The sequence below is a fragment of the Levilactobacillus paucivorans genome (assembly GCF_001437125.1).
GTDB lineage: Bacteria > Bacillota > Bacilli > Lactobacillales > Lactobacillaceae > Levilactobacillus > Levilactobacillus paucivorans.
The window spans coordinates 69,284-90,692 of the sequence record NZ_JQCA01000048.1 but is presented as its reverse complement, the minus strand read 5'-3'; the positions used below and the strand labels follow the sequence as shown (position 1 = coordinate 90,692).

At 50.0% G+C, this 21,409-nt stretch carries 20 protein-coding genes and 1 pseudogene; 11 read left to right on the top strand and 10 right to left on the bottom strand.

Annotated features, from left to right (window positions below):
- The first annotated feature begins 35 nt into the window (after positions 1-35).
- Together IV54_RS05155 and IV54_RS05150 are read left to right on the top strand one after the other, a co-directional pair.
- Positions 36-1,190 carry an ArgE/DapE family deacylase gene (locus tag IV54_RS05155; protein ID WP_057878329.1) on the top strand — a complete coding sequence of 385 codons (1,155 nt, stop codon included), beginning with the start codon at positions 36-38 and terminating at the stop codon, positions 1,188-1,190.
- A 165-nt stretch (positions 1,191-1,355) separates the two neighbouring features.
- Positions 1,356-2,207 carry a potassium channel family protein gene (locus IV54_RS05150; RefSeq protein WP_083488518.1) on the top strand — a complete coding sequence of 284 codons (852 nt, stop codon included), beginning with the start codon at positions 1,356-1,358 and terminating at the stop codon, positions 2,205-2,207.
- Between the two features lie 39 nt (positions 2,208-2,246).
- Here the strand turns inward: IV54_RS05150 and IV54_RS05145 are convergent, their stop codons facing one another.
- Positions 2,247-2,843: a hypothetical protein gene (locus IV54_RS05145; protein WP_057878328.1), complete on the bottom strand. Its 597-nt coding sequence runs from the start codon at positions 2,841-2,843 to the stop codon at positions 2,247-2,249.
- Positions 2,844-3,049: 206 nt separating this feature from the next.
- Between IV54_RS05145 and IV54_RS05140 the strand changes: the two genes are divergently transcribed.
- Complete coding sequence (locus IV54_RS05140; RefSeq protein ID WP_057878327.1) at positions 3,050-3,913, top strand: aldo/keto reductase; 864 nt, start codon at positions 3,050-3,052, stop codon at positions 3,911-3,913.
- On the opposite strand, the gene IV54_RS05135 is transcribed toward IV54_RS05140, so the two are convergent.
- On the bottom strand, positions 3,914-4,303 hold the full coding sequence (locus IV54_RS05135; RefSeq protein ID WP_057878326.1) for a hypothetical protein: 390 nt from the start codon (positions 4,301-4,303) through the stop codon (positions 3,914-3,916).
- A 349-nt stretch (positions 4,304-4,652) separates the two neighbouring features.
- On the opposite strand from IV54_RS05135, the gene IV54_RS05130 reads away from it, so the two are divergent.
- Positions 4,653-5,183 carry a GNAT family N-acetyltransferase gene (locus tag IV54_RS05130; RefSeq protein WP_057878325.1) on the top strand — a complete coding sequence of 177 codons (531 nt, stop codon included), beginning with the start codon at positions 4,653-4,655 and terminating at the stop codon, positions 5,181-5,183.
- 358 nt (positions 5,184-5,541) lie between these two features.
- Complete coding sequence (nhaC, locus tag IV54_RS05125) at positions 5,542-6,981, top strand: Na+/H+ antiporter NhaC (protein ID WP_057878324.1); 1,440 nt, start codon at positions 5,542-5,544, stop codon at positions 6,979-6,981.
- 45 nt (positions 6,982-7,026) lie between these two features.
- Here the strand turns inward: nhaC and IV54_RS05120 are convergent, their stop codons facing one another.
- A complete protein-coding gene (locus IV54_RS05120; RefSeq protein WP_057878323.1) occupies positions 7,027-7,680 on the bottom strand; it encodes a metal-dependent transcriptional regulator in 654 nt (217 codons plus the stop codon).
- A 378-nt stretch (positions 7,681-8,058) separates the two neighbouring features.
- On the opposite strand from IV54_RS05120, the gene IV54_RS05115 reads away from it, so the two are divergent.
- The 3 genes and pseudogenes from IV54_RS05115 to IV54_RS05105 all read left to right on the top strand — a co-directional run bounded on the left by IV54_RS05115 (position 8,059) and on the right by IV54_RS05105 (position 10,694).
- Complete coding sequence (locus tag IV54_RS05115; RefSeq protein WP_057878322.1) at positions 8,059-9,648, top strand: Nramp family divalent metal transporter; 1,590 nt, start codon at positions 8,059-8,061, stop codon at positions 9,646-9,648.
- Positions 9,648-10,079, top strand: a pseudogene (locus IV54_RS05110) (universal stress protein). The gene IV54_RS05115 and the pseudogene IV54_RS05110 overlap by 1 nt, the downstream one beginning before the upstream one ends.
- Before the next feature lie 180 nt (positions 10,080-10,259).
- Positions 10,260-10,694 carry a universal stress protein gene (locus tag IV54_RS05105; protein WP_057878321.1) on the top strand — a complete coding sequence of 145 codons (435 nt, stop codon included), beginning with the start codon at positions 10,260-10,262 and terminating at the stop codon, positions 10,692-10,694.
- A 74-nt stretch (positions 10,695-10,768) separates the two neighbouring features.
- Here IV54_RS05105 and IV54_RS05100 read toward each other — a convergent pair whose 3' ends face one another.
- Both IV54_RS05100 and IV54_RS05095 read right to left on the bottom strand, forming a co-directional pair.
- Positions 10,769-11,755, bottom strand: coding sequence for a GMP reductase (locus IV54_RS05100; protein WP_057878320.1), 987 nt, complete (start codon positions 11,753-11,755; stop codon positions 10,769-10,771).
- Positions 11,756-11,776: 21 nt separating this feature from the next.
- Entirely contained in the window at positions 11,777-13,063 is a 1,287-nt protein-coding gene (locus IV54_RS05095; RefSeq protein ID WP_057878319.1) for an adenylosuccinate synthase, read from the bottom strand.
- Positions 13,064-13,338: 275 nt separating this feature from the next.
- Between IV54_RS05095 and purB the strand changes: the two genes are divergently transcribed.
- Positions 13,339-14,634, top strand: coding sequence for an adenylosuccinate lyase (gene purB / locus IV54_RS05090; RefSeq protein ID WP_057878318.1), 1,296 nt, complete (start codon positions 13,339-13,341; stop codon positions 14,632-14,634).
- Positions 14,635-14,689: 55 nt separating this feature from the next.
- Here the strand turns inward: purB and IV54_RS05085 are convergent, their stop codons facing one another.
- The 3 genes from IV54_RS05085 to IV54_RS05075 form a co-directional block, all read right to left on the bottom strand.
- Complete coding sequence (locus IV54_RS05085; RefSeq protein WP_057878317.1) at positions 14,690-15,523, bottom strand: hypothetical protein; 834 nt, start codon at positions 15,521-15,523, stop codon at positions 14,690-14,692.
- Between the two features lie 386 nt (positions 15,524-15,909).
- The gene (locus IV54_RS05080; RefSeq protein WP_057878316.1) at positions 15,910-16,869 is read right to left on the bottom strand and encodes an alpha/beta hydrolase; all 960 of its coding nucleotides are present in this window, start codon (positions 16,867-16,869) and stop codon (positions 15,910-15,912) included.
- A gap of 72 nt (positions 16,870-16,941) precedes the next feature.
- Positions 16,942-17,736: a tyrosine-protein phosphatase gene (locus tag IV54_RS05075; protein WP_057878315.1), complete on the bottom strand. Its 795-nt coding sequence runs from the start codon at positions 17,734-17,736 to the stop codon at positions 16,942-16,944.
- Between the two features lie 648 nt (positions 17,737-18,384).
- Between IV54_RS05075 and IV54_RS05070 the strand changes: the two genes are divergently transcribed.
- The gene (locus tag IV54_RS05070) at positions 18,385-19,281 is read left to right on the top strand and encodes an alpha/beta hydrolase fold domain-containing protein (protein ID WP_237756669.1); all 897 of its coding nucleotides are present in this window, start codon (positions 18,385-18,387) and stop codon (positions 19,279-19,281) included.
- Between the two features lie 197 nt (positions 19,282-19,478).
- Here IV54_RS05070 and IV54_RS05065 read toward each other — a convergent pair whose 3' ends face one another.
- Positions 19,479-20,135, bottom strand: coding sequence for a YczE/YyaS/YitT family protein (locus IV54_RS05065; protein ID WP_057878313.1), 657 nt, complete (start codon positions 20,133-20,135; stop codon positions 19,479-19,481).
- A 78-nt stretch (positions 20,136-20,213) separates the two neighbouring features.
- Positions 20,214-20,948 (bottom strand): gamma-glutamyl-gamma-aminobutyrate hydrolase family protein, encoded by a 735-nt coding sequence (locus IV54_RS05060; protein ID WP_057878312.1) that lies wholly within the window; start codon positions 20,946-20,948, stop codon positions 20,214-20,216.
- 158 nt (positions 20,949-21,106) lie between these two features.
- On the opposite strand from IV54_RS05060, the gene IV54_RS05055 reads away from it, so the two are divergent.
- Positions 21,107-21,352, top strand: coding sequence for a hypothetical protein (locus IV54_RS05055; protein WP_057878311.1), 246 nt, complete (start codon positions 21,107-21,109; stop codon positions 21,350-21,352).
- Positions 21,353-21,409: the final 57 nt, after the last annotated feature.

Below are 21,409 nucleotides of genomic sequence, written 5' to 3'. Positions count from 1 at the left end.
AAGATTCATGATGATCCAGTGAAAGGAAGATGCACATGACACCCCAGAAGAAGATTGAAATTTTACAGCACCTGATTCAGATTCCTTCAGTCAATGACCACGAGACCGAGGTGGCGGATTACCTAGCCAGCCTGTTCGCGCCATATCCGCAGGCTCAGGTGGAGAAGATCCCATTCGCCCCCGGCAGAGACAATCTAGTCGTGACGATCGGTGGTGCTGGACCGCAGCTGGGGTTGAGTGGGCACATGGATGTTGTGGCTCCTGGCGATACCTCAGCTTGGCATCACGATCCATTCGGGGGTGAAGTTGTCGGTGACCGGCTCTTTGGTCGTGGGGCTTCTGACATGAAGAGTGGCCTAGCAGCGATTACGATCGCTATGCTGGAATTTTTGGAACAGGGAACACCACTCAATGGGAGTGTCCGGCTCCTAGCCACGGTGGGTGAGGAGACTGGCGAGTACGGCGCGGCCACGCTGACCGATGCAGGTTACGCCGACCAGCTTGCCGGTCTGGTAATTGCCGAACCCAGTGGCCTGGATCAGGTGGTCTATACGGCACGAGGCGTCATCGACTACAAGGTGGTGTCGACGGGCAAGAGCAGTCACAGTGCCGAACCGGAGAATGGTATCAACGCTATCGACAACCTCATGCAGTTTTACAATGCCGTGGGGCCACTGATGGCTAAGCATACCGAGGAAGATCCAGTCTTGGGGCACCTGCTCCACAACGTCGATCTGATTTCCGGTGGGGAGCAGATTAACTCGATTCCGGCACATGCCGAACTGATGGCTAATATGCGGACAATTCCGGCGACCCCTAATCAGGTCATTTACGATGAGCTAGAGGGCCTGATTGCCAAATTGAATCAACAGGACGGGGTCGACCTTAAACTCACGTATAGCTATCCAGAGGAGGCTATTCCGGGTGATCCCCACGCGCCACTGGTCCAGTTGGCCAAACAAATCAGTGAAGAGGTCTGCCAACGGCCAGCACACGTGGTGGGATCCGGTGGGGCCAACGATGGCGCCGAGTTCTTACGGGCCAAGGCCGACTTTACCAGTATCGAAATGGGGCCGGGGAGTGACACGTCCCATCAGGCCGATGAGTACATCTCAATTACCGAATATTTACAAGCAATCACGGTTTATGAAAAGTTAGTACCCGCGTTCTTTGACCAATTACAAGGCTAGCCAAAAGGCCCCGCAGTCCGCTTAATTTAAGAGGAGTTGCGGGGCTTTATGATTTAGTTGGACTATTAAAATTAGCAAACTGGTTAAGATTGATCAGAAGTCTTGGCAATTCGGTTGAAACAGCTTATATTAATCTATAAATCATTGATGGGGAGCGGGGGTTATATGGAAAAGAAACGACGTCATCAGTGGCTAATTGTCTATCATTGGGTCGTGACGATTCTGACACTCTGGTCAGTCGTCAACCTAGGGCTCTTACTTCTGAAAGTTGGAAGCTACGCCCTAGAAATGGGAATTGCCAACGGCTTACTGGTGGTCTTTGCCCTCGACTACTTTGTTCGACTGATGACCACTAAAAATCGAAAGATCTTCCTGATTCATGCGGCTTTCGATCTATTGGGAATCATTCCCATGCACCCGGTCTTTGCCCTTTTTCGGTTGAGTCGGCTGGTTCGAATCATTCGGTTCCACCACCTCTTCTGGCGGCTAGGAATTTCTGGCAAGTGGACCAAGGCCTTTCACCGTTTCGTTTATAAAACTGGATTTATTTATCTCTTTTCAATTAGTGTGGCTATTATTGTGGTCAGTGCGTTTCTCTTTTCGCTGACTGAGAAGCAGTCACTGGCTAACTCTCTCTGGTGGGCGATTACGACCGCCACCACCGTTGGGTATGGGGATGTCACTCCGCAGACGGCCTTTGGGAAGATCATCGCGGCCATCCTGATGGTTGGTGGGGTTGGCTTCATTGGGTTATTGACCAGTACCATTGTCGATTTCGTTAACACCCGAGTTGCTGCGAGCGAAGACACCCAGCAACAGGACGATATGGCCGAGCTGATGGGAGAGATTCGTTCGCTCACGGCGAAGGTTGATCACCTGCAAACGACCGTCAACCGGTTGAGTAAGCAGACCAAGAAACGATCAACGAGTAAGAAATCTAAGCAGACGGCAGTGAAGCGGTCTGCTTCACCGAAGCCGGGGAATGTAGCTGAAAAGCCGCAACCGACGGATAACTAAAAAGCGCGTTTGGGCAATTGCCCAAACGCACTTTAAGATCTAATGAACGAACTGTAAATTGTAATTACCTTGCCCATCGGACGTAATGGTATACGTCGTGTAGCCGGCTTGAAGCCACTGATTCTTGGAAGCCTGTGCCCAGTTTTGGGCATCGTCAACTGAGGAGAAGGTGTGAACGTCATCGAAGGAATTCGATCCGCTACTTTCCTTAGAGGAACTGGTTGCGGATGATTTCGTCGATGCTTGATCGAGGAGCTGTTGTTCGCGGTCTTGAACGGCGTCGTTTGATTCGTCGTTGATGATGTTTTGTAATTTTTGTTTCTGAGTGACGGTAAGGCCATTATCGTTATACGCATCATACTTCTTTTTGAAGTTGTCGTAGGCCGTCTGCTCCGAGTTGGAGGACGATTTGGCGGCAATCGAAGCACTGTCGCTGGAAGAAGCGGCAGTGTTCGATGTTGAATTGTTATGATGCGAAATGGCCAGGACTAACAGAATGGCGATCGCCAGTGTGATTAGCGTCATAACCCAAGGCCACCAACGACGGGGACGCTTGCGTCGTTGCCGCGTAGGGTGTTCGGGGTCCTGATTAAAGTTATACCGTTGTACGCGTGATTTTGGTTCTTGGTTGTTCAACTGAAAAACCTCCATGTCCAGAACGGTGTGAAAAAACAAGCTTGCCGCCGAGACGACAAACTACCACACCTTCCATAGTACCTCAAAAAGTGATCAGAAGAAAATGTTAACGTCTCATTTGCCACATTTCTAATCTTTTGGTCACCGAAAAAGGGACGTGTATTGTATGATAGAAGTGGATCAAAGTTTGAAAGGTGGTTTTAATTTTGCACAATGAAATTCCAGCATTACCCTTAAATAACAATAACCGCATTCCCCAATTGGGACTAGGGGTCTTCCAGGTGGATAACGCCAAAGACACCAAGGATGCTGTTAAATGGGCGCTAGCTGCGGGCTACCGCCATATCGACACCGCGGCCTACTATGGCAACGAACAGTGGGTGGGCGAGGCCATCCGTGAGAGTGACGTCAAGCGTGAAGATATCTTCGTGACGTCTAAGCTCTGGAACAATGAACGGGGTTACGACGAGACCAAGGCGGCCTTCCAACGGACTCTGGATAAGTTAGGCTTCGACTACCTCGATATGTTCTTGATTCACTGGCCAGCACCCGGCTTTACTGAAAGCTGGCGGGCCATGGAAGACCTTTACAAGGCTGGCAAGATTAAGAATATTGGGGTCTCAAACTTCAATCGGTCGCACATTGAGAAGTTGATGGAGACGGCTACGGTTAAGCCCGTGGTCGATCAGATTGAGACGCACCCTTACTTCCAGCAAAACGACCTGCACGCCTACCTGGAGACACAAGGCATCTTACACGAAGCCTGGAGCCCACTCGGTGGTGGCCGGAACAATGCCTTGACTGACCCAGTGATTAATGAATTGGCGGCCGCCCACGATGTCAGCGCCGCTCAAATTATCTTGCGTTGGCATGTGCAACGGGAAGAAATTGTGATTCCGAAGTCAACGCATGAGGAACGTATCCAACAGAACCGCGACATCTTTGCCTTTGGTTTAGACGAAGATGAAATGCGGGCAATCAGTGCGCTCGATGCTGGCAAACGGGTTGGTCCCGATCCAGCAGACGATGCGTGGTTAAAGCAGTCGCAGACTTACGACGGCCGGAAGTAATTACCGGTAAGGTGGAATCTGTTGTTCCTTAGCCAAGGGTTCCAGTTTTTCAGTGATCCGATTGGTCACTGCCAAGGGAATTCCGGCGAAGGGACTGAAGAAATGGGGATGATCCGGGTCGGGAACGTCCTGGGTCTCCTTTAATTTAGGCACCAAAGCGGCTAGGTCATCCTTGTGATAACCTAGCTTTTTTGCGTAGTAAACGACCTCACGATAGCTGACGTTTTTAAAGTAAAAGTAGTAACAAAGACCGGCGGCAACGACGACCCAAAAGATGGTCCATTCGAGGCCAATTTGGCTAGGATTTAGAAAGCCAGTAAAGACAACGGCCAGGATGAAAGCCACGTAAATCACGGTTGAGACGGTGGCCCAAGTTTGTTTGTGTGTCATATCATGTTCCTCAATTCTCATTTGGTTTGGTCTAAGTTTACGGGGTTTACCGGGTGGATTTCAAGCGATTTTATTAAATGGTCTAGTAAATTTTCCCCATTGAGGGCTTAGACGTGTATAATAACACAGTATTGTTAGATCTGGCTGGGTATTTGCGGCCATGAATTGGCGACTACGGGGCAATTTGGCCTTGTCCGTTATCGGATTAATTGATCAGCGGGTCGTGTAATTAAATTTATTCATATATTGTGAATATATACATGAACGTTGCCTCTAGCCGCAGGTCCCATAGCCTCAGAAAAATAGTAAATGTAGATGAAAACCGCTTAGAGATTGTGAGGGTGACGAATTGAATTTGAGTTTTGAAACCATTCAGCCGATGGATTACGATCAGGTAGACCAAGTGGTCGCCGCCGCTTTCGCTCCCGTTGCCGAGAGTACGGGAACCGAAGTCGATCTGATTCACCGCATCCGCGATACCTATGATTACCAACCGAGCTTAGAGGTTGTCGCCAAGCCTTCAGTTGACCGTGTGGTAGCGCATGGGCTATTGAGCCCGGTCACGATTCGGGGTAACTGGCATACGACGACCATTGTTGCCTTGGCACCCTTAGCCGTTGATCCCGAATGGCAAGGGCAGGCGATCGGCAGTGAACTGCTGAGTGAGCTGGAAACCCGGGCTCGTCAGGCCGGGTTCAGCGCCGTCAGTGTGGTTGGTGACACGACCTATTATGGTCGTCGCGGCTACGTCATGGCGGAGGATTTTGCCATTCATAACACGTTACCCGTTCGGATGGGGAACAGTCTGATTAAACCGTTGACCCCCGGGGCTTTGGCCCACGTTGGCGGGATGCTGGAATATCCAGCACCGTTTAAATAAATTTAAAATTAGAGTTGACGGTAGTTTCTCATCGTGCTATCATCAAAGTCAATCAAATAACGAACGCTAATTTCCATTACCAAGTAGCGTGTCATCTGTGGGTCAGAAAGTCGGTGGTTGCTGCGAACCGATCAGGGTGATTACGACGAAATACAGTGGAATGTCCTGCTACGGCAGGCGGAGAATAACTAGAACCGTTACCTTCTAGTGAGTGGAGTGGACTGGGTCTAGAACCAGTCGCTCAAGCTGGGTGGTACCACGGTTGAAGTCTAATCGTCCCTGTTGCAATCATGATTGCAGCGGGGGCGATTTTTTTATACTTTAAAAATTTGGCATAACTATAAGAGGAGCGATTTTGATGAAAGAAAACAAGAAGGCATGGCGGGCTGTTAGTTTTGGCGAAGCCCTAATGATTTTATTGGTAATGTTATTGGTGATGGGGACCGGCGTTATAAAATTTGGACTCTCCCCAATGACGCCAGTTCTTCTGGTGATTGCTTTGGTTATTCTCTGGGCTAAGTTACGAGGCGCAGAGTGGGACGACATACATAATGGCATTATTGACGGAATCAAAACGGGAATTGTTCCCATCTTTATCTTCCTGTTAATCGGGGCCTTAATCAGTGTCTGGATTGCCGCCGGAATTATTCCTTCGATGATGGTCTTCGGGTTCCACTTAATTTCCGCACAGTGGTTTGTGCCCTCTGTCTTCCTGGTTTGTGCCATCATCGGAACGTCTATCGGGAGTGCGTTTACCATCATCTCTACGATTGGGATTGCCCTCTTCGGGATGGGGACCACGATGGGCTTCAACCCAGCCTTAGTTGCCGGGGCCATCATCTCCGGGGCGATCTTCGGGGATAAGACGTCACCATTGTCTGACTCAACCAACCTGGCTTCTGCCATTGCTGAATCCGAACTCTTCGCGCACATCAAGAACCTGATGTGGTCGACGATTCCAGCCTTCGTTGTTTCCCTCATCTTGTACTTCTTCATGGGAACTGGTGCCTCAGATACCAACGCCTTAGGTAAGATTAACGCAACGATTACCACGTTAAATACGCACTTTACGATTACCTGGTGGGCCGCCTTACCAATTATTGTGATGTTCGTCTGCGCTTGGCGAAAGATTCCAGCCATTGCGACGTTGTTCCTAAACGTCGTCCTAGGGGTGGTCATGATCTTTATTGAAAAGCCAAGTACTTCGTTAAAGAGTATCGCCACGATGATCGAATCTGGTTTCGTTGCCAAGACCGGGAACGCCAGCGTTGATGCCTTACTGACCCGTGGTGGGATTAGCGCCATGATGTCGACTGTATCCCTGATTATCCTGACCCTGACCTTAGGGGGCCTGCTGATGAAGTTTAACATCATCCAGACCGCCATGGTGCCTTTGGCCAACCGTTTGAAGGGAACTGGAGCTGTCGTGACGGCTGCTATTCTCGCTGGAATTGGGGTTAACATCTTCGTTGGGGAACAATACCTCTCCGTTATCTTACCTGGGAAGGCCTTCAAGCAGACCTTCAACGACCATGGCTTGGACAACCTGGCCTTGAGTCGGGTCCTAGAAGATGGTGGGACTGTGATTAACTACTTGGTTCCTTGGGGTGTTGCAGCGGTCTTTGCTGCCAACACGTTGGGTGTTTCCACGTTAGCCTACCTACCATTCTGTTTCTTCAGTCTCCTTTCACCAATCTTCTCCATTCTGAGTGGGTTCACCGGTGTCGGCCTGAAGCGGTTACCTGCCTCAGACGACCAGAGTGCCACATCCGCAACGATGGCGGCGAGTGGTCGTTAAAATTTAATTGTCAAAAAGAGCTCGAGACGCTGTCTCGAGCTCTTTTTATTCGGTTGATGCTTGGGTATAGATGTAGTCCGCAGCAGCTAGGTCAAGGGCCACGGTATCGTGATCGTTCCAGTCAATGTAGAGTAAATTGAGCGCTGGATCTTGTTTAATGAGGTGGATGGGCTGGCCCAACGGCAGTTCCAAATGTTCTAAATAGGTGACCATATCGGGCGTCTCTAAGTAGTGATGAAAGATAACGGTTGTATCCGGCGCAACCTCGCTGAGTCGCGTCATTTCTGAGTCATTTAAAATATCGGTGGGATTGAGACTGCCACCGAAGGGACTGGTTTGTGGGTGATCCAAAAAAGTGGTTAGGGCCGTGGTAGTTTCCGGCGTTAGCGTTGCCGCCATCGCCCAAGCCTGGCCTGGAATCTGAGGTAAGGGTAGTTTCAGCTGTTGGGCTAAGAAGACCTCACAGAGCCGGTAACGTTCGAGAAGCTTGCCAGCCAGAGCTTGACCCTTGGTTGTCAGCGTCACGCCGGTATATCGGCGACGGTGAACCCAGCCGGCTAGTTGCAAGTGGCGGGTCATTTCCGTGACGGATGCGGGCGACACCTGAGCGAAACGAATGATTTGTTTATTGCTGACACGTGGTCGCGCAAAGTTGCACTCTGCAATGATTCGCAGGTATTTATTTTGTTGGCGTAACATGTTCATCAACTCCCCCAAGTTGTTGAAAGTTTAAGTGTCCCTAAAAAAATAATTCTCACTTAAAACTTTAACGATTGCTGGTTGAAAAAGCAACTCTTTTTTTAAATAGGTGATATTCATTTCGGAAAAGTTAGTTGCCCAAAACCAAATGGCCGATATAACGGCGTTTGTTATTAAATTTTGCGAACGTTTAGGCTAAATTTCAACACCAAAACAGAAAGGCAGAAACGGAAGGACATCGCGATGAAAGCGCTATATCCAAATATTATTTTATTAATATTTGGACAAATAAATGTTATGCGGCCCTAAAATTCTATTTGATTTACCTGAACATTAAGGTACAATGATCCGTGTAGGAGATAGAAGGGGGTTTTAGTTATGAGCGATGAACCAAAGAAGCATAAGCTCATTGAGTACGCCAACGGGCGGTCACTCGAAGAAATCAACGGTACGGTTAAAGTACCGAAGGGTAAAGGATTCTGGAAAACATTATTTATGTATTCCGGGCCTGGCGCATTAGTCGCAGTGGGGTACATGGATCCAGGTAATTGGTCAACGTCAATTACCGGTGGTCAAAACTTCCAATACCTATTGATGTCGATTATCTTGATCTCAAGTTTGATTGCGATGTTGTTGCAATACATGGCAGCTAAACTTGGTATCGTGAGTCAGATGGACTTGGCTCAAGCTATTCGGGCCAGAACCAGCAAATCCCTCGGGATCGTCTTATGGATCATGACGGAATTTGCCATCATGGCAACGGATATTGCCGAAGTTATTGGGGCGGCAATTGCGTTGTATCTACTGTTCCACATTCCGTTAATCATTGCGGTATTTATTACGGTTTTAGATGTTTTGCTCTTATTGTTATTAACCAAGATTGGTTTTCGGAAGATCGAAGCCATTGTGGTTTGTTTAATCCTGGTGATCCTGGTCGTCTTTGCCTACGAAGTGGCCTTGTCATCACCTAATTGGGGTGGCGTCTTTGGTGGTTTGATTCCAAGTATGAAGACTATTTCATCTATACCACAAATTGGGGGACAAACGCCACTCAGTGGATCCTTAGGGATCATTGGGGCCACGGTTATGCCACATAACCTGTACCTGCATTCTGCTATTTCACAAACGCGGGAGATTGATCACAACGACGAAGAAGACGTGGCAAGAACGGTTCGCTTTACCAGTTGGGATTCCAACATCCAACTGACGCTGGCGTTCTTCGTTAATGCCCTCCTCTTAGTCATGGGGGTTGCCGTATTCAAGAGTGGTTCTGTCAAGGATCCGTCATTCTTCGGGTTGTTCCAAGCTCTGTCTGATACCAGCACCATGAGTAATGGGGTCTTAGCTAGTGTTGCGCGGACCGGGGTTCTTTCAACACTGTTTGCCGTGGCCTTACTGGCTTCGGGTCAAAACTCAACGATTACGGGAACGCTGACCGGACAAGTTATCATGGAAGGTTTCGTTCACATGCGGATGCCACTATGGTTACGGCGACTGGTTACCCGGTTACTTTCTGTGATTCCTGTCGTTGTCTGTGTGCTGTTGACCAGTGGCAAGAGTGCCATTGATGAACATGAGGCGCTGAATGATCTGATGAATAATTCGCAAGTCTTCCTGGCTTTTGCCTTACCGTTCTCGATGTTACCGTTACTGATGATGACGGATAGTAAGATCGAAATGGGGAAACGTTTCAAGAACTCGCTGTGGATTAAGATTTTGGGATGGATTTCTGTCCTGTCACTAACGGGTCTTAACCTGATTAACATGCCGGCCTCCGTTCAAGCATTTTATGGGGATGGCATCACAGCTAGTCAGACGGTCATTGCCAATAGTATTGCCTACGGTTTGGATGCCGCGATCTTAGCGCTGTTAATCTGGACAATTTGGGAACTTCATCTTGGAAGTCAAAAGCTAGAAGCACAATTGGCCGCGGATGCTAAAGGCACAACCGACAAGGAGGCCAAATAATGGCAACGACTTTTAAGCGAATTCTAGTTGGAGTTGATGATTCCGAAGACGCACTCCTGGCCTTCGACTATGCGATTCATCAAGCCAAGCGTGACCAAGCGGAATTGGTGATTGTGTCCGTATTGGAGAATGACGACATGAACATTTACCAGGCACTGGATAGTGACTACGTTCATGGCGAACGTGACGCCCTGAAGGCCCACATCAAAACCTACCAGAAGCAGGCCGAAGATGCCGGGTTGACTGCCGTTAAGGTGGTCATTGCGGAAGGTTAACCTGGAGAAACTATCGTGAAGAACGTCATTCCTCACGTCGAGCCAGATTTGTTAGTCATTGGGTCAATCGCCAAGAAGGGTGTCAGCCGGCATTTTGGGAGCCAGGCGGCCTACATGGCGAAGTATGCCAAGATTTCTGTGATGGTTGTCCGTTAAAATTAAATGAATTGTATTAATGAAAGGTCCTCACGATGGTGGGGACCTTTTGTGTATCCTGGATAATTAGGTGCTTGACGCAACAGAGCTAGGATTTGAGGCTACCAAGTGAGGATACGGTACACTGTGACTAACTAGGGGTCAGATACCGTTAGTGAATTAGGAGTAGGGGGAATTGCCATGACAACCATATTTAAACGAATTTTAGTGGGAGTCGATGACTCGGAAGATGCCTTGCTAGCGTTTCGTTATGCGATTCAGCAGGCGAAACGAGACGACGCCGAGCTCGTGATTGTGTCGGTGCTTGAGGCCGATAAGATGAATATCTATGAAGCCCTGGACAAGGACTATATTCATGGCGAGTTCGATGAACTGGAGGAACACGTGCGCGAATACCAGAAGGCGGCAGAATCGGCCGGCGTGGCCGACGTTCGCATGATGGTGGCAGAGGGGGAACCCGGCGAGACCATTGTGAAGGATGTGATCCCGGACGTGAAACCAGATCTCCTGATTATTGGGTCGCTGGCCAAGAAGGGTGTCAGTCGCCATTTCGGGAGTCAGGCGGCCTACATGGCAAAATATGCGCCGATTTCGGTGATGGTCGTGCGACACTAACCCCCAAACACTATGATCAAAAAGTCCCACAAAGATCAGCAAGGATCTTCGTGGGACTTTCATTAACTTCAGTTTTAGTAGCTGTCACCATTCATGATGGAACTCTTCACGATGACGTAATCCACCGTGCGGATGTCGAGCAGGTTGCGCCCACCGGCATAGGAGATGGAAGACTGCAGGTCTTCGTGCATGGCATTCAAGGTGTTGGCAATGTCACCACGGAATGGGACCAACATCTGCTTACCCTCAACGTTACGGTAGGCGCCCTTTTGCTTCTCAGAAGCGGAACCCCAGTATTGTTTGAAGGTCCGGCCGTCGATAGTCAGCAGGCTACCAGGGGACTGTTCATGGCCGGCGAGCATGGAACCAATCATCACCATGCTGGCACCGAAGCGCACGGACTTGGCGATATCACCGTTGTAGCGAATCCCACCGTCGGCGATGATTGGTTTACGGGCAGCCTTGGCACAGAGCCGTAGCGCCGCTAATTGCCAACCGCCGGTACCGAAACCAGTCTTGAGCTTCGTGATGCAGGCCTTACCAGGTCCAATGCCGACTTTAGTGGCGTCTGCCCCGGCATTTTCCAGTTCCCGCACGGCTTCGGGGGTGCCGACGTTACCAGCAATCAGGAAGGTCGTGGGCATGGTCGTCTTGATCTTCTTGATCATTCGGATGACGGCGTCACTGTGGCCGTGAGCGATGTCGATCGTGATGTATTCAGGAACCAGATCGGCTTCCGCCAGTTCGTCGATGACGGCGTGTTCGTCGGGTTTAACGCCAACACTGATGGACGCAAAGAGTGATTTTTCATGCATCCGGGCAATGAACCCGCGTCGTTCTTCTGGCTGGAAACGGTGCATGACGTAGAAGTAGTCGTTTTGCGCGAGCCAAACGGCTAACGGTTCGTTAATGACCGTCTCCATATTGGCGGGTACGACCGGAATCTTGAACCGATGGGGGCCAAATTCGATGCTGGTGTCGGCCTCAGAACGGCTATCGATGACACATTTGTTGGGAACGAGTTGAATATCTTCGTAGTCAAATACTTCGGTTGGGTGCATGGCAATCACTCCTTGATAAGGTTAGGCGTTCCAAACGGGTTGGAGCACGTTGGTTTGTTCACGGTCGGGACCGACAGACAGCGTCGCAATGTCGACGCCGACGAGTTCGGCCAGGCGCTTTACGTAGTTCTGTGCGTTGACTGGCAGGTCTTCGATCGACTTGCAGTGGGTAATGTCTTCTGTCCAGCCTGGGAGTTCTTCATAAACGGGTTCGCAGGCGGCTAAGGCGCTTAGGCTAGCGGGGTAGTGGTAAATGGTTTCCCCATTTAAGCTGTAGGCCTTGCAGATTTTGACAGTCTTAAGACCAGTCAAGACGTCGAGACAGTTGAGAGACAGGGTTGTCAATCCAGAGACGCGTTTGGCGTGACGGAGAACGACACTGTCGAACCAACCGATTCGGCGTGGACGCTTCGTAACTGTTCCATATTCATGACCAGTTTCGCGAATCGTGTCACCGATCTCATCGAATAATTCGGTAGGAAATGGACCGTCACCGACCCGAGACGTGTAGGCCTTGCAAACGCCGACGACGTGGTCAATCTTGGTTGGGCCGACCCCGGCGCCGATGGTTACCCCACCGGCAACGGGGTTTGAGGACGTGACGAAGGGGTAAGTCCCATGGTCGATATCCAGCATAACCCCTTGAGCCCCTTCAAACAGGACATTCTTACCGGCGTCGATGGCATCGTTGATGACCACCGACGTGTCGGTAACGTGACCCTTGATTTGTTGGCCCAGGGCGTAGTACTCGTCAAAGACGTCGTCGAAATCGAGTGGTGCGACGTCATAGAGTTTCGTTAAGACGTTATTTTTTTCAATTAAGTTTTGACGTAATTTATCAGCGAAAATGTCGTGATCCAGCAGATCCGCAATTCGAATCCCAATTCGTTCGGCCTTATCCATATAAGCCGGGCCGATACCCTTGTTGGTGGTTCCGATCTTGTTTTCCTTGGCCTTTTCTTGGGCCTGGTCTAACAGGATGTGGTAAGGCAGAATCACGTGAGCCCGATCAGAAATCCGAAGATTATCGGTCGAGACGCCATTTTCGTGGAGGTAAGTCAGTTCTTCAATCAGTGACTTTGGATTAACGACCACGCCGTTACCGATGACACTCAATTTATCCGCGTAGAAGATCCCTGAAGGAATCAAGCGTAACTTGAAGGTCTGACCATTAAAGACGATGGTATGACCGGCGTTATCACCACCCTGGTAGCGGGCAATGACATCAGCCTTCTCACTCAGAAAATCCGTGATCTTTCCTTTACCTTCATCGCCCCATTGACTACCAACTACTACTGTTGATGACATAACAACACCTCATCGCTTTATTTTACTGAGCCGAACGCCCAGCAAGATTCAGTGTACCAAGTTCGGATTTAAAAAGCAAGTGAAATGCGAACTATTTTTATTTAAATGGCCATAAAAGTTCTGAATATTCAGTAAGGAAACGAATTATCCCCTTAAATAACGGGCAAACGGTGGCTAAATTGGGACGAACTATGATATGATAGCTAACGGAGCAATACGCTAACTATAAATTTAATGTTCGTCTTTTAATTCTTTTCTGATATAGGAGGAAACGCATGTTAGAACGTTATACCCGTCCGGAAATGGGCCAAATTTGGTCATTAGAGAATCAGTATCAGTCCTGGCTGGCTGTTGAGGTTGCCATTGATGAAGCCTGGGCTCAGGTCGGTGAGGTGCCAGCTGCCGATGCCCAGAAGATCCGCGAACACGCGACGTTTGATGTCGATCGGATCGCTGAAATTGAAGCCGTTACCCACCATGATATGGTCGCCTTCACCCGCAACGTCTCCGAGTCCCTTGGGACTGAACGTAAGTGGATTCACTTTGGGGTCACGAGTACCGATGTCGTGGATACGGCACAGGGCGTGCGGTTAAAGCAGGCTAATACGCAAATTCGGCAAAGTTTGACGACGCTGATCGAAACGCTCGGCAATATGGCGCGACAATATAAGGATACGGTCATGATTGGCCGGACCCACGGGGTTCAAGCCGAACCGACGACGTTTGACCTGAAGATTGCCCGTTTCTATGCGGAGATGCAGCGTAACCTGGATCGGTTTGACCGAGTGGCTGCTGGCGTTGAGACTGGCAAGATTAGTGGGGCTGTTGGAACGTTTGCCAACGTCCCACCCGAGGTCGAAGCCTATGTCTGCGACCAATTAGGACTGACGCCGCAGCCGATTGCCAGCCAAGTGCTCCCACGGGACCTCCATGCCGATTACGTGGCGACCTTGGCCTTGATTGGCACGAGTGTGGAGAATATTGCGACGGAGATTCGGGGCCTCCAACGTTCGGAGATTCATGAGGTGGAAGAACATTTCAATCCCGGCCAAAAGGGATCTTCAGCAATGCCGCATAAACGGAACCCGATCGGATCGGAAAATGTGACCGGTCTGGCCCGGGTCCTGCGAGGAACCATGGTGACGGCCTATGAAGACGTCAGCCTCTGGCATGAACGGGACATCTCGCATTCCTCCGCTGAACGCATGATTTTACCGGAGAGTACCACATTGCTGGATTACATGTTGCACCGGATCAACCGTATCCTGACCAACCTGGACGTTTTCCCAGAGACCATGCTGGCCAACATGAACCGGACCTATGGGCTGATTTACAGTCAACGATTACTATTGAAGTTGATTGAATCTGGATTGAGTCGTGAGGATGCCTATGACCTGGTTCAACCGTTGACGGCGCAGGCTTGGGACCAACAGATTCAGTTCCGGCCATTGGTCGAGGCCAACGCGGCCATTACCGCTCGACTGACACCGGACCAGATCGCCGATGCCTTTGACTACCATTATCACTTGCGCCGAATTGATTTGATTTTTAAACGACTGGGCTTAGACTAAGTTCGAGATCATACAGGGTAAACAAAAACGAACCCCCTTAGGAGTTCGTTTTTGTTTACCCTTCATATGCTTGAACCGTGACCTTCTTCTGACCTGAGAGTAAATGGAAGATGTAAACGATCTTACCGTTCTTTTTGACGACCTTGCCATGTTTCGTTTTCTTCGTATAGTAGCCAGCCCGTGCCCAGGCTTTCTTGGCCTTAGGAGCCTTGATTGTGGCCTTAAAGGTCCCATGTTGATTTAAGCGAACGAACTTGTAGCCTTTATAAGTGGTGATCCGTGCCCATTTGGCGTGATGTTTCTTGGCATTGGCGTGATTGTGAATGGCAACGGTCCCTGTGACCTTCACGGCCTGATTAGATTTGGTTTTCGTCGAGGTTAGCTTAGAAACTTTGTAAGCATAGGCGGCCTGTTTTACTTTGAAGGCTTTGACCGCTTGATTGACCTCGGGGGACACCGCGGCCGAAACCTGTGCCGCTGTGGCGGCATTCTTCAAGGCCGCTTTGGCCTTCGACCGGTCGAGAGCGTTTGAGCCGTTGACGTAGTCGTTGCGAATAATCTTAAATTTCACACTAGTGTAGCGCTTGATGGTGGCCATCATAGCGATCAGGGCTGCTCGTGGCGATCTGGTCTTGGCATAGGTGTTGTTGTAGGCAACGTCCGCCTTCACAATAATCGCCTTGGCAATCTTGTTACTGAAGGTGGCATACAGCCAAGACTCCATGCCGACTTCAACATCAGCATTGGCCCAGTATTTGATTTTGACGGTCACGACCTTGGTGGATGCCCGCGCCGTGATTGGTTGACTAACAGCGGGGATGGCTGGTGCGATGATGCCAAATCCCAAGATGGCGGTTAGGGTGAGAATGGTGGCTTTTAACTTATTCATGGGGAACGCCTCTTATCTCGGCTCATCCAACACGGATGGCCATTAATTAGTTTCGCGTAATAACGATTTACTCAGCTGATAAGTTAAGTATACCACCTAATCCATGCAAAAACCGCCACACCTTCCGGGGAGGAGGATGTGGCGGTTTTTATTGAGGAGTGAGGTCACTTAGGGGGAGTAACACTCAGTTAGAGGAGTGGTTAGGCTTGAGGGAACCTAACCAATGATCAGATTCTCTTTGGGGGAGAGAATCTAAAAGGGATTGGATATAGAATTTGACTAGTAACAGTTATTGGCTAATTACTATGATGATAACTATACCCGGACTTTGTGACGAGAAAAGGGGGCAGACTGTGATGACTTTTTGATCATTTGTTAAAGGAAGTCTAAACCTGTGAATTTTCTTCGACGGGATTGTCAAAGTAGGTCTTTAAGAACTCCGTCACGTGGGTCCGGTAACGATCTGGGTTGATCCAGAAGCTCTCGGCATGCGAGGCGTTACGGACGATCCAGAGTTGTTTGGGGGCGTGGGTGGCGGCGTAATTCTCATAGGCCATGCCCACCGGCACATAGACGTCCTGTTCTCCGTGGATAAAGAGAATCGGACGTTTATTCTTCTTTAATTGGTCGGTGGCCGTGACGTCACCCAGGTAGTAGCCGAGGCGGCGCTTGGAAATGGTGCTGACCAGCGGCTCGATCGGGTATTTTGGCAAATGAAATTGGCGTTTGAGCAGGTAGGTCAGTTCCGCCTCGATGCTGGAATAACCACAGTCGGCGATGATTGCCTTGACCTGAGCGGGTAGCGTTTCACCAGAGAGCATCTCCATCGTGGCCCCACCCATGCTGACACCAAACAGGAGAATTTTGACGTTGGCGTCGGCCCGGTCAATAACTTGTTGAATCCATTGGAGATAATCCAGGCGGTCAAGCCAGCCGAAGCTGATGTACTTACCGGCGCTCTCCCCATGACCGCGGTCGTCGGGGAGGAGAACGTTAAAGCCTAACTGGTGATACATTTGCGCAAAGTTGGCCATAGTTTCCCCATTTCCCTTGTATCCGTGGGAGATGATGACGGTCTTGTCACTCGGCGTTTCCGCTGGGATATATTCGGCCACCATTCTGTTTTTCGGGTCGTGTTCGTGGAGATACCACTTTTCCTTGTTAACCTGCTTAAACCAGTCGACGTAGGCATAGTAGGCATCCGCGTATTTTTGTTTATCGGCGGAGGTTTCCGGAACGTAGTTGACCCGCTTGAAAGCAAAGTTAAACAGGCGTTCACTGGCAATTAAAGAGGTTGCGGCCAATCCGGCAAGGGGCAGTGCCCAAGTCAATGTTTTCTTTTTCATCTAATCAGGTCCTTTCTGGCGAGGGGTTAAAAAACCAGACTACCCGTAAATTGCGGCTAGCCTGGCGCTCGTTTAGTCTAAATAGAGTTTCTTCAAATCCTTGATATCGCCATTGGAGACATTGAGGACATCGTGCAAATAGTCTTGGGTCCCACCATATTGGGTGTTAATGATCTTCATGGCGGCGTCAAAGTAGTCGGCGTGTACCGTGTACAGGGCGCGCATATTCGTAACAAAGGTGTCGTTTAAGCCTTGGGCCTTGGCCTCGGCAGCCTGACGGTCCACACGAGGGGCGACAGCCTGATTGGTTAACAGGTAGTCTTGACGAATGACCTGAGGATCGACGCCTAAGGCACTCATCGCAAAGAAGGCCCCAATCCCGGTTCGGTCCTTACCCGCTGTACAGTGGAAGAGGACGGCCTGGTCGGCTTGATCGTTAGCCAGCAGCGTGGCGAAGAAGTCGTGGTAGGCATCTTGGGCAGTTTGCAGGGTAATCATTTGGCGATAAACATCTAACATGTGTGTGTGCCCAGCCTGATCATTTTTGGAGAAACGGGCAGCCAATTCTTCCTGAGTAGCGGAGGCATCGGTCTCGTCATCGGCTGGAAAGACCGGCAGAAAACGATAGGTGACACCGGCCGGAACCTTATCAGGGGCCTGGCGTTGCTCATCCTTAGAACGGAAATCAACGTCGGTGACAACCCCATAGTTACTGAGGTGTTGTTGGTCAGCGGGGGTGAGATCCGCTAAGCCGGCGGTTCGAACTAATTTATGCCATTTAACGGTGTGCCCATCAATCGTGGGGTACCCTCCTAATTCGCGGAAGTTAATCCCTCCGGTCACATCCAGCATTCGGTTATTTGTCATGTGTTCCCACCCTTTCAAATATTGTTTGTTACCCGTCCTATTCTACCGGTTTTTCAAGAAATTACCTAGTAATTGATTCTGGGGAGGCGTTTTGACGCCAAACGCTGTATACTAACACTATAAGTTTGGATAAATTTCCTTGTACCGCCTTGTACCGCCGGAGGCAACCAGACGCCACCCTGTGGGGCAGACCTGAAGCCTGAGAAGCGGTCTTCAGGGCAACCTTGAACCTCGCAAAAAACGCGAGTTTCAAAGTTGGCCGTGGTCTAAGTCGAGAGAAAACCTCGGCTAAGGCCACCGACACGGGGTTCTGTCTGGTTGCCTCCGGCTAAGCATAGATTGTCCGAATAGGGATTAGACTAATTCAGATTTAGCCGGAGGGGGTCAGGGTGTCGTCCTGTGTCGATGGTGTTAGGTCGGTGGTTTATCCGGCCTTACAGCATGGGCCATCTTCAAGACCCACGGGTTTAGTGGGGCTTGAAGGTGAGTCCGAAGACCGTTCTTTGGCTTCGGGCGGGCCCCATAGGACGACACTCTGACCACCGTAGGTGGTTTGATAATTTTAAGAATGAAGTGGCGTCTGCTGGCCGCAGGCGGTGCGGTGTATACGAGAGAGTTTTGAGAATTGATGAAGGTTTAAAGATAAGGGTGATAGTCGTGAGTTTGCGTGGGAAATGGCTACTCTTCAAGACCAAACATAGTCAACTCAAGCAACAGATGCAGCAGGCATTTTTACAGCCTAGTCGGCGCAACCAAGCCGTTGTTCCCCAAAAATTTCCGGCTAATATTGTAACCAAGGAGCGACCAATCTTCGGTGGCCGTCTCTTGACTGCGGGTTCCGGTGCCCCACAACCACAGCACATCATGCTATTTCATGGTGGGGCGTACACGATGGAGGGCACCACGAGTCATCGGCAAATGATGGTGTCTCTGATTGAACAGGCTAACATACGGATAACCTATGTGGATTATCCTTTGGTGCCGGAAGCCACCGTTGAGGAAACCGTGGTGTTTGTCATGAACGTTTATAGCTATCTGCTTGCCCAGTACCCAGACGATGAATTCTTTTTAATGGGGGATTCCGCCGGGGGTGGCCTGGCGTTAACGTTGCTGCAACAGTTAGCGTTGCGTGACGAACCGATGCCGGCCGGGACCATTTTGATTTCGCCGTGGACCGACTTGAGCATGATGAATCCTGATTTAACGGCCGCAGCCAAGCATGACCCATTCTTGACGTTGGAGACCTTGAAACGCATTGGGTATGAGTATGCGGGCAAGTATCCGGTCACGGATCCCTTGGTCAGTCCCATCTATGGCAACTTTGATCACTTAGGCAAGATCGAGTTGTACTTTGGAACAAATGAATTACTTCAGGCCGATGATGAGCGCTTGCTACAGAAACTCTCGGCCGCGGAGGGCACGTCTTTTACCGCGCACGTCATGACGTCTATGTTGCATGATTATATTCTCTGGCCGCACTTGCCGGAAACCAAGCGGACGTTGAAAGAGATTAAACAGTTCGTATTGACGGGAAAATTAAATTAACACAAACAAAGGACCTGGGACAACAGTCTCAGATCCTTTTTGCGCCTCGAACATCTATAGTCGAAACGTGTGACAAAAGGCAGTCAACTCCGCTTAACCCCGCTAGGCAAACAATCCAAGACCGGGATTGTTCGCCTAGCGACGTTAATGCTCATTGACTAACCGCCTTTTGTCACACTCTTTTCAATCGAATTTAGTTAAACATCAATGTGGTGCTTCAGTCGAGGGAAGACGTGGAAGTCCGCCCAGGCCATGACAATGCCTTGGGTAATGAGTGCCCAGACCGTCCCGAAGCCGATCGCGTGTAGGTCACCGGTAAATAGGTAGGACAACACGATGATCGTTAGCGGTGGCAGGTAGCTTACCCATTGGGCCAGGACCGCCGATCCCCGCAGATATTTAAATCGCAAAATGTAGGCCAAGTCGTCGTTGGGGTGCATGATGATATTGCACCGTTGATAGATCGACACGGCGAAGGCAACCCCGAAGAGGCCAATGATATCGACAATGATACGGCCGGTCAGGTTGAGCTGATTGACGCCCAGCCAGTTCCAGAAGTAGCCGAACCATTCAACCAGGTAGCTAAAGGGCAAGATATACAGCAGGTTGGACACGAAGCGGCGTCGGTCGAATTTACCTAACAGAGCCTGATTCAATAGGGTCACGGCAATCCCATACAGAAAAAGGGTAGTCCCCAGTGGCACGTGAATCCAGTTCGACAGGTTGACCGATGACCCGGTCCAGACGGCACTCCCCAGGTTAGTGGAGATGGTGAGTGCGTTTGCGGCAGAGTTCAATAGGATCGAAAACCCTAAGAAACGCATTCGTTGGCCGTAATCCTTCATCTTTGCCACAAGCTCACCTTCTCCTCATTCAGTCTACTTACCAGTGTAGAGGAAGTTGGCGGGAAGTGAAAGCCCTTTACTGTAATTTTACAATTTAGGGGTGCGCTTGGCGGCGCGCTGGATGAAGTTGACGAAGATCTGGCGGGATTCCTCGTGATGTTTGTACATGTTTTCCGGATGCCACTGTACGGCCACAATCTGGTCGCTGTTGGTGGATTCCAGCGCCTCGATGACTTGGTCGTCGGCCTTGGCGATAGCGGTCAGCGTCGGGGCCACGTCTTTAACCGCCTGATGGTGCCGGGAGTTAACGTAGGGTCGCACACCCATTAGGTCACTCAGGATGCTAGTGGGGTCGACCGTGATGTGGTGGCTGGGTTGGTTACCCATGGCGGCTTGACTGTGTTTTAACTTGGCAGTTGGATCTTCACTGAGGTCCTGGTAGAGCGTCCCACCGAGGCCGACGTTAATCAGTTGGAGACCGCGACAGATACCGAGAATCGCCTTGTTTTGTGCGACAGATTGGCGTAACAGCTCGATCTCAAAGAGGTCACGTTTCCGGTAGGTCTTGCCTAGCCGCAAGTGAGGTTCTTCATTGTAGAAGGTGGGGTCAACGTCAAATCCACCGAGAAAGGCCACGCCATCAAATAATGGCAGGTAATCTGCGACGTCGCTAGGATCGACGCTAGGCAAAATGATCGGTAAGCCACCGGCCTTGACGATGGCCTCGACGGCTGGTCGGGGGGCAAAGGCGGCGTTTCGTTCGTTAATAATATTGGTAGCCTCGTCGAGGGTGTCGGCGGGTAAAGCAATTCGTGGGCGCATGGCGTCGCTTCCTTTCGGACAGTTAGTTACCGCCCAGTATACCCATTTCACCACGTATTTGTCATCATTGGGTTGTCTAACCTTGACGAAATAGTTCACAAAATCTCGGATTAATCTTATAGTAGAGAGGTGGAATAAAATAAAGCGAGGTAAACAAGATGACAGAACGGCAATTGATTCAAGAAATTTTGAATTCCGAAGCGGTTGAATACAGCTTTGAAAACGTCGATGAAGATTCTAAGGAATACACGCTTTTATTAAAGAAACAAGACAAAGACGTGCGGCCAATCGAGACACTCAACGAAGAAATTAAGAAGTACTTCCAGAGTGCTAATTTCGATTACCATGAAGACATGAACCCTGATGGCGACGGTGATATCCGTTTAGTCATCAAGCGGAGCTAAGCGTCACAGAATAAGAAGTTAACGGCCGGTCACTCAGGTGGCTGACCTTTTTATTTG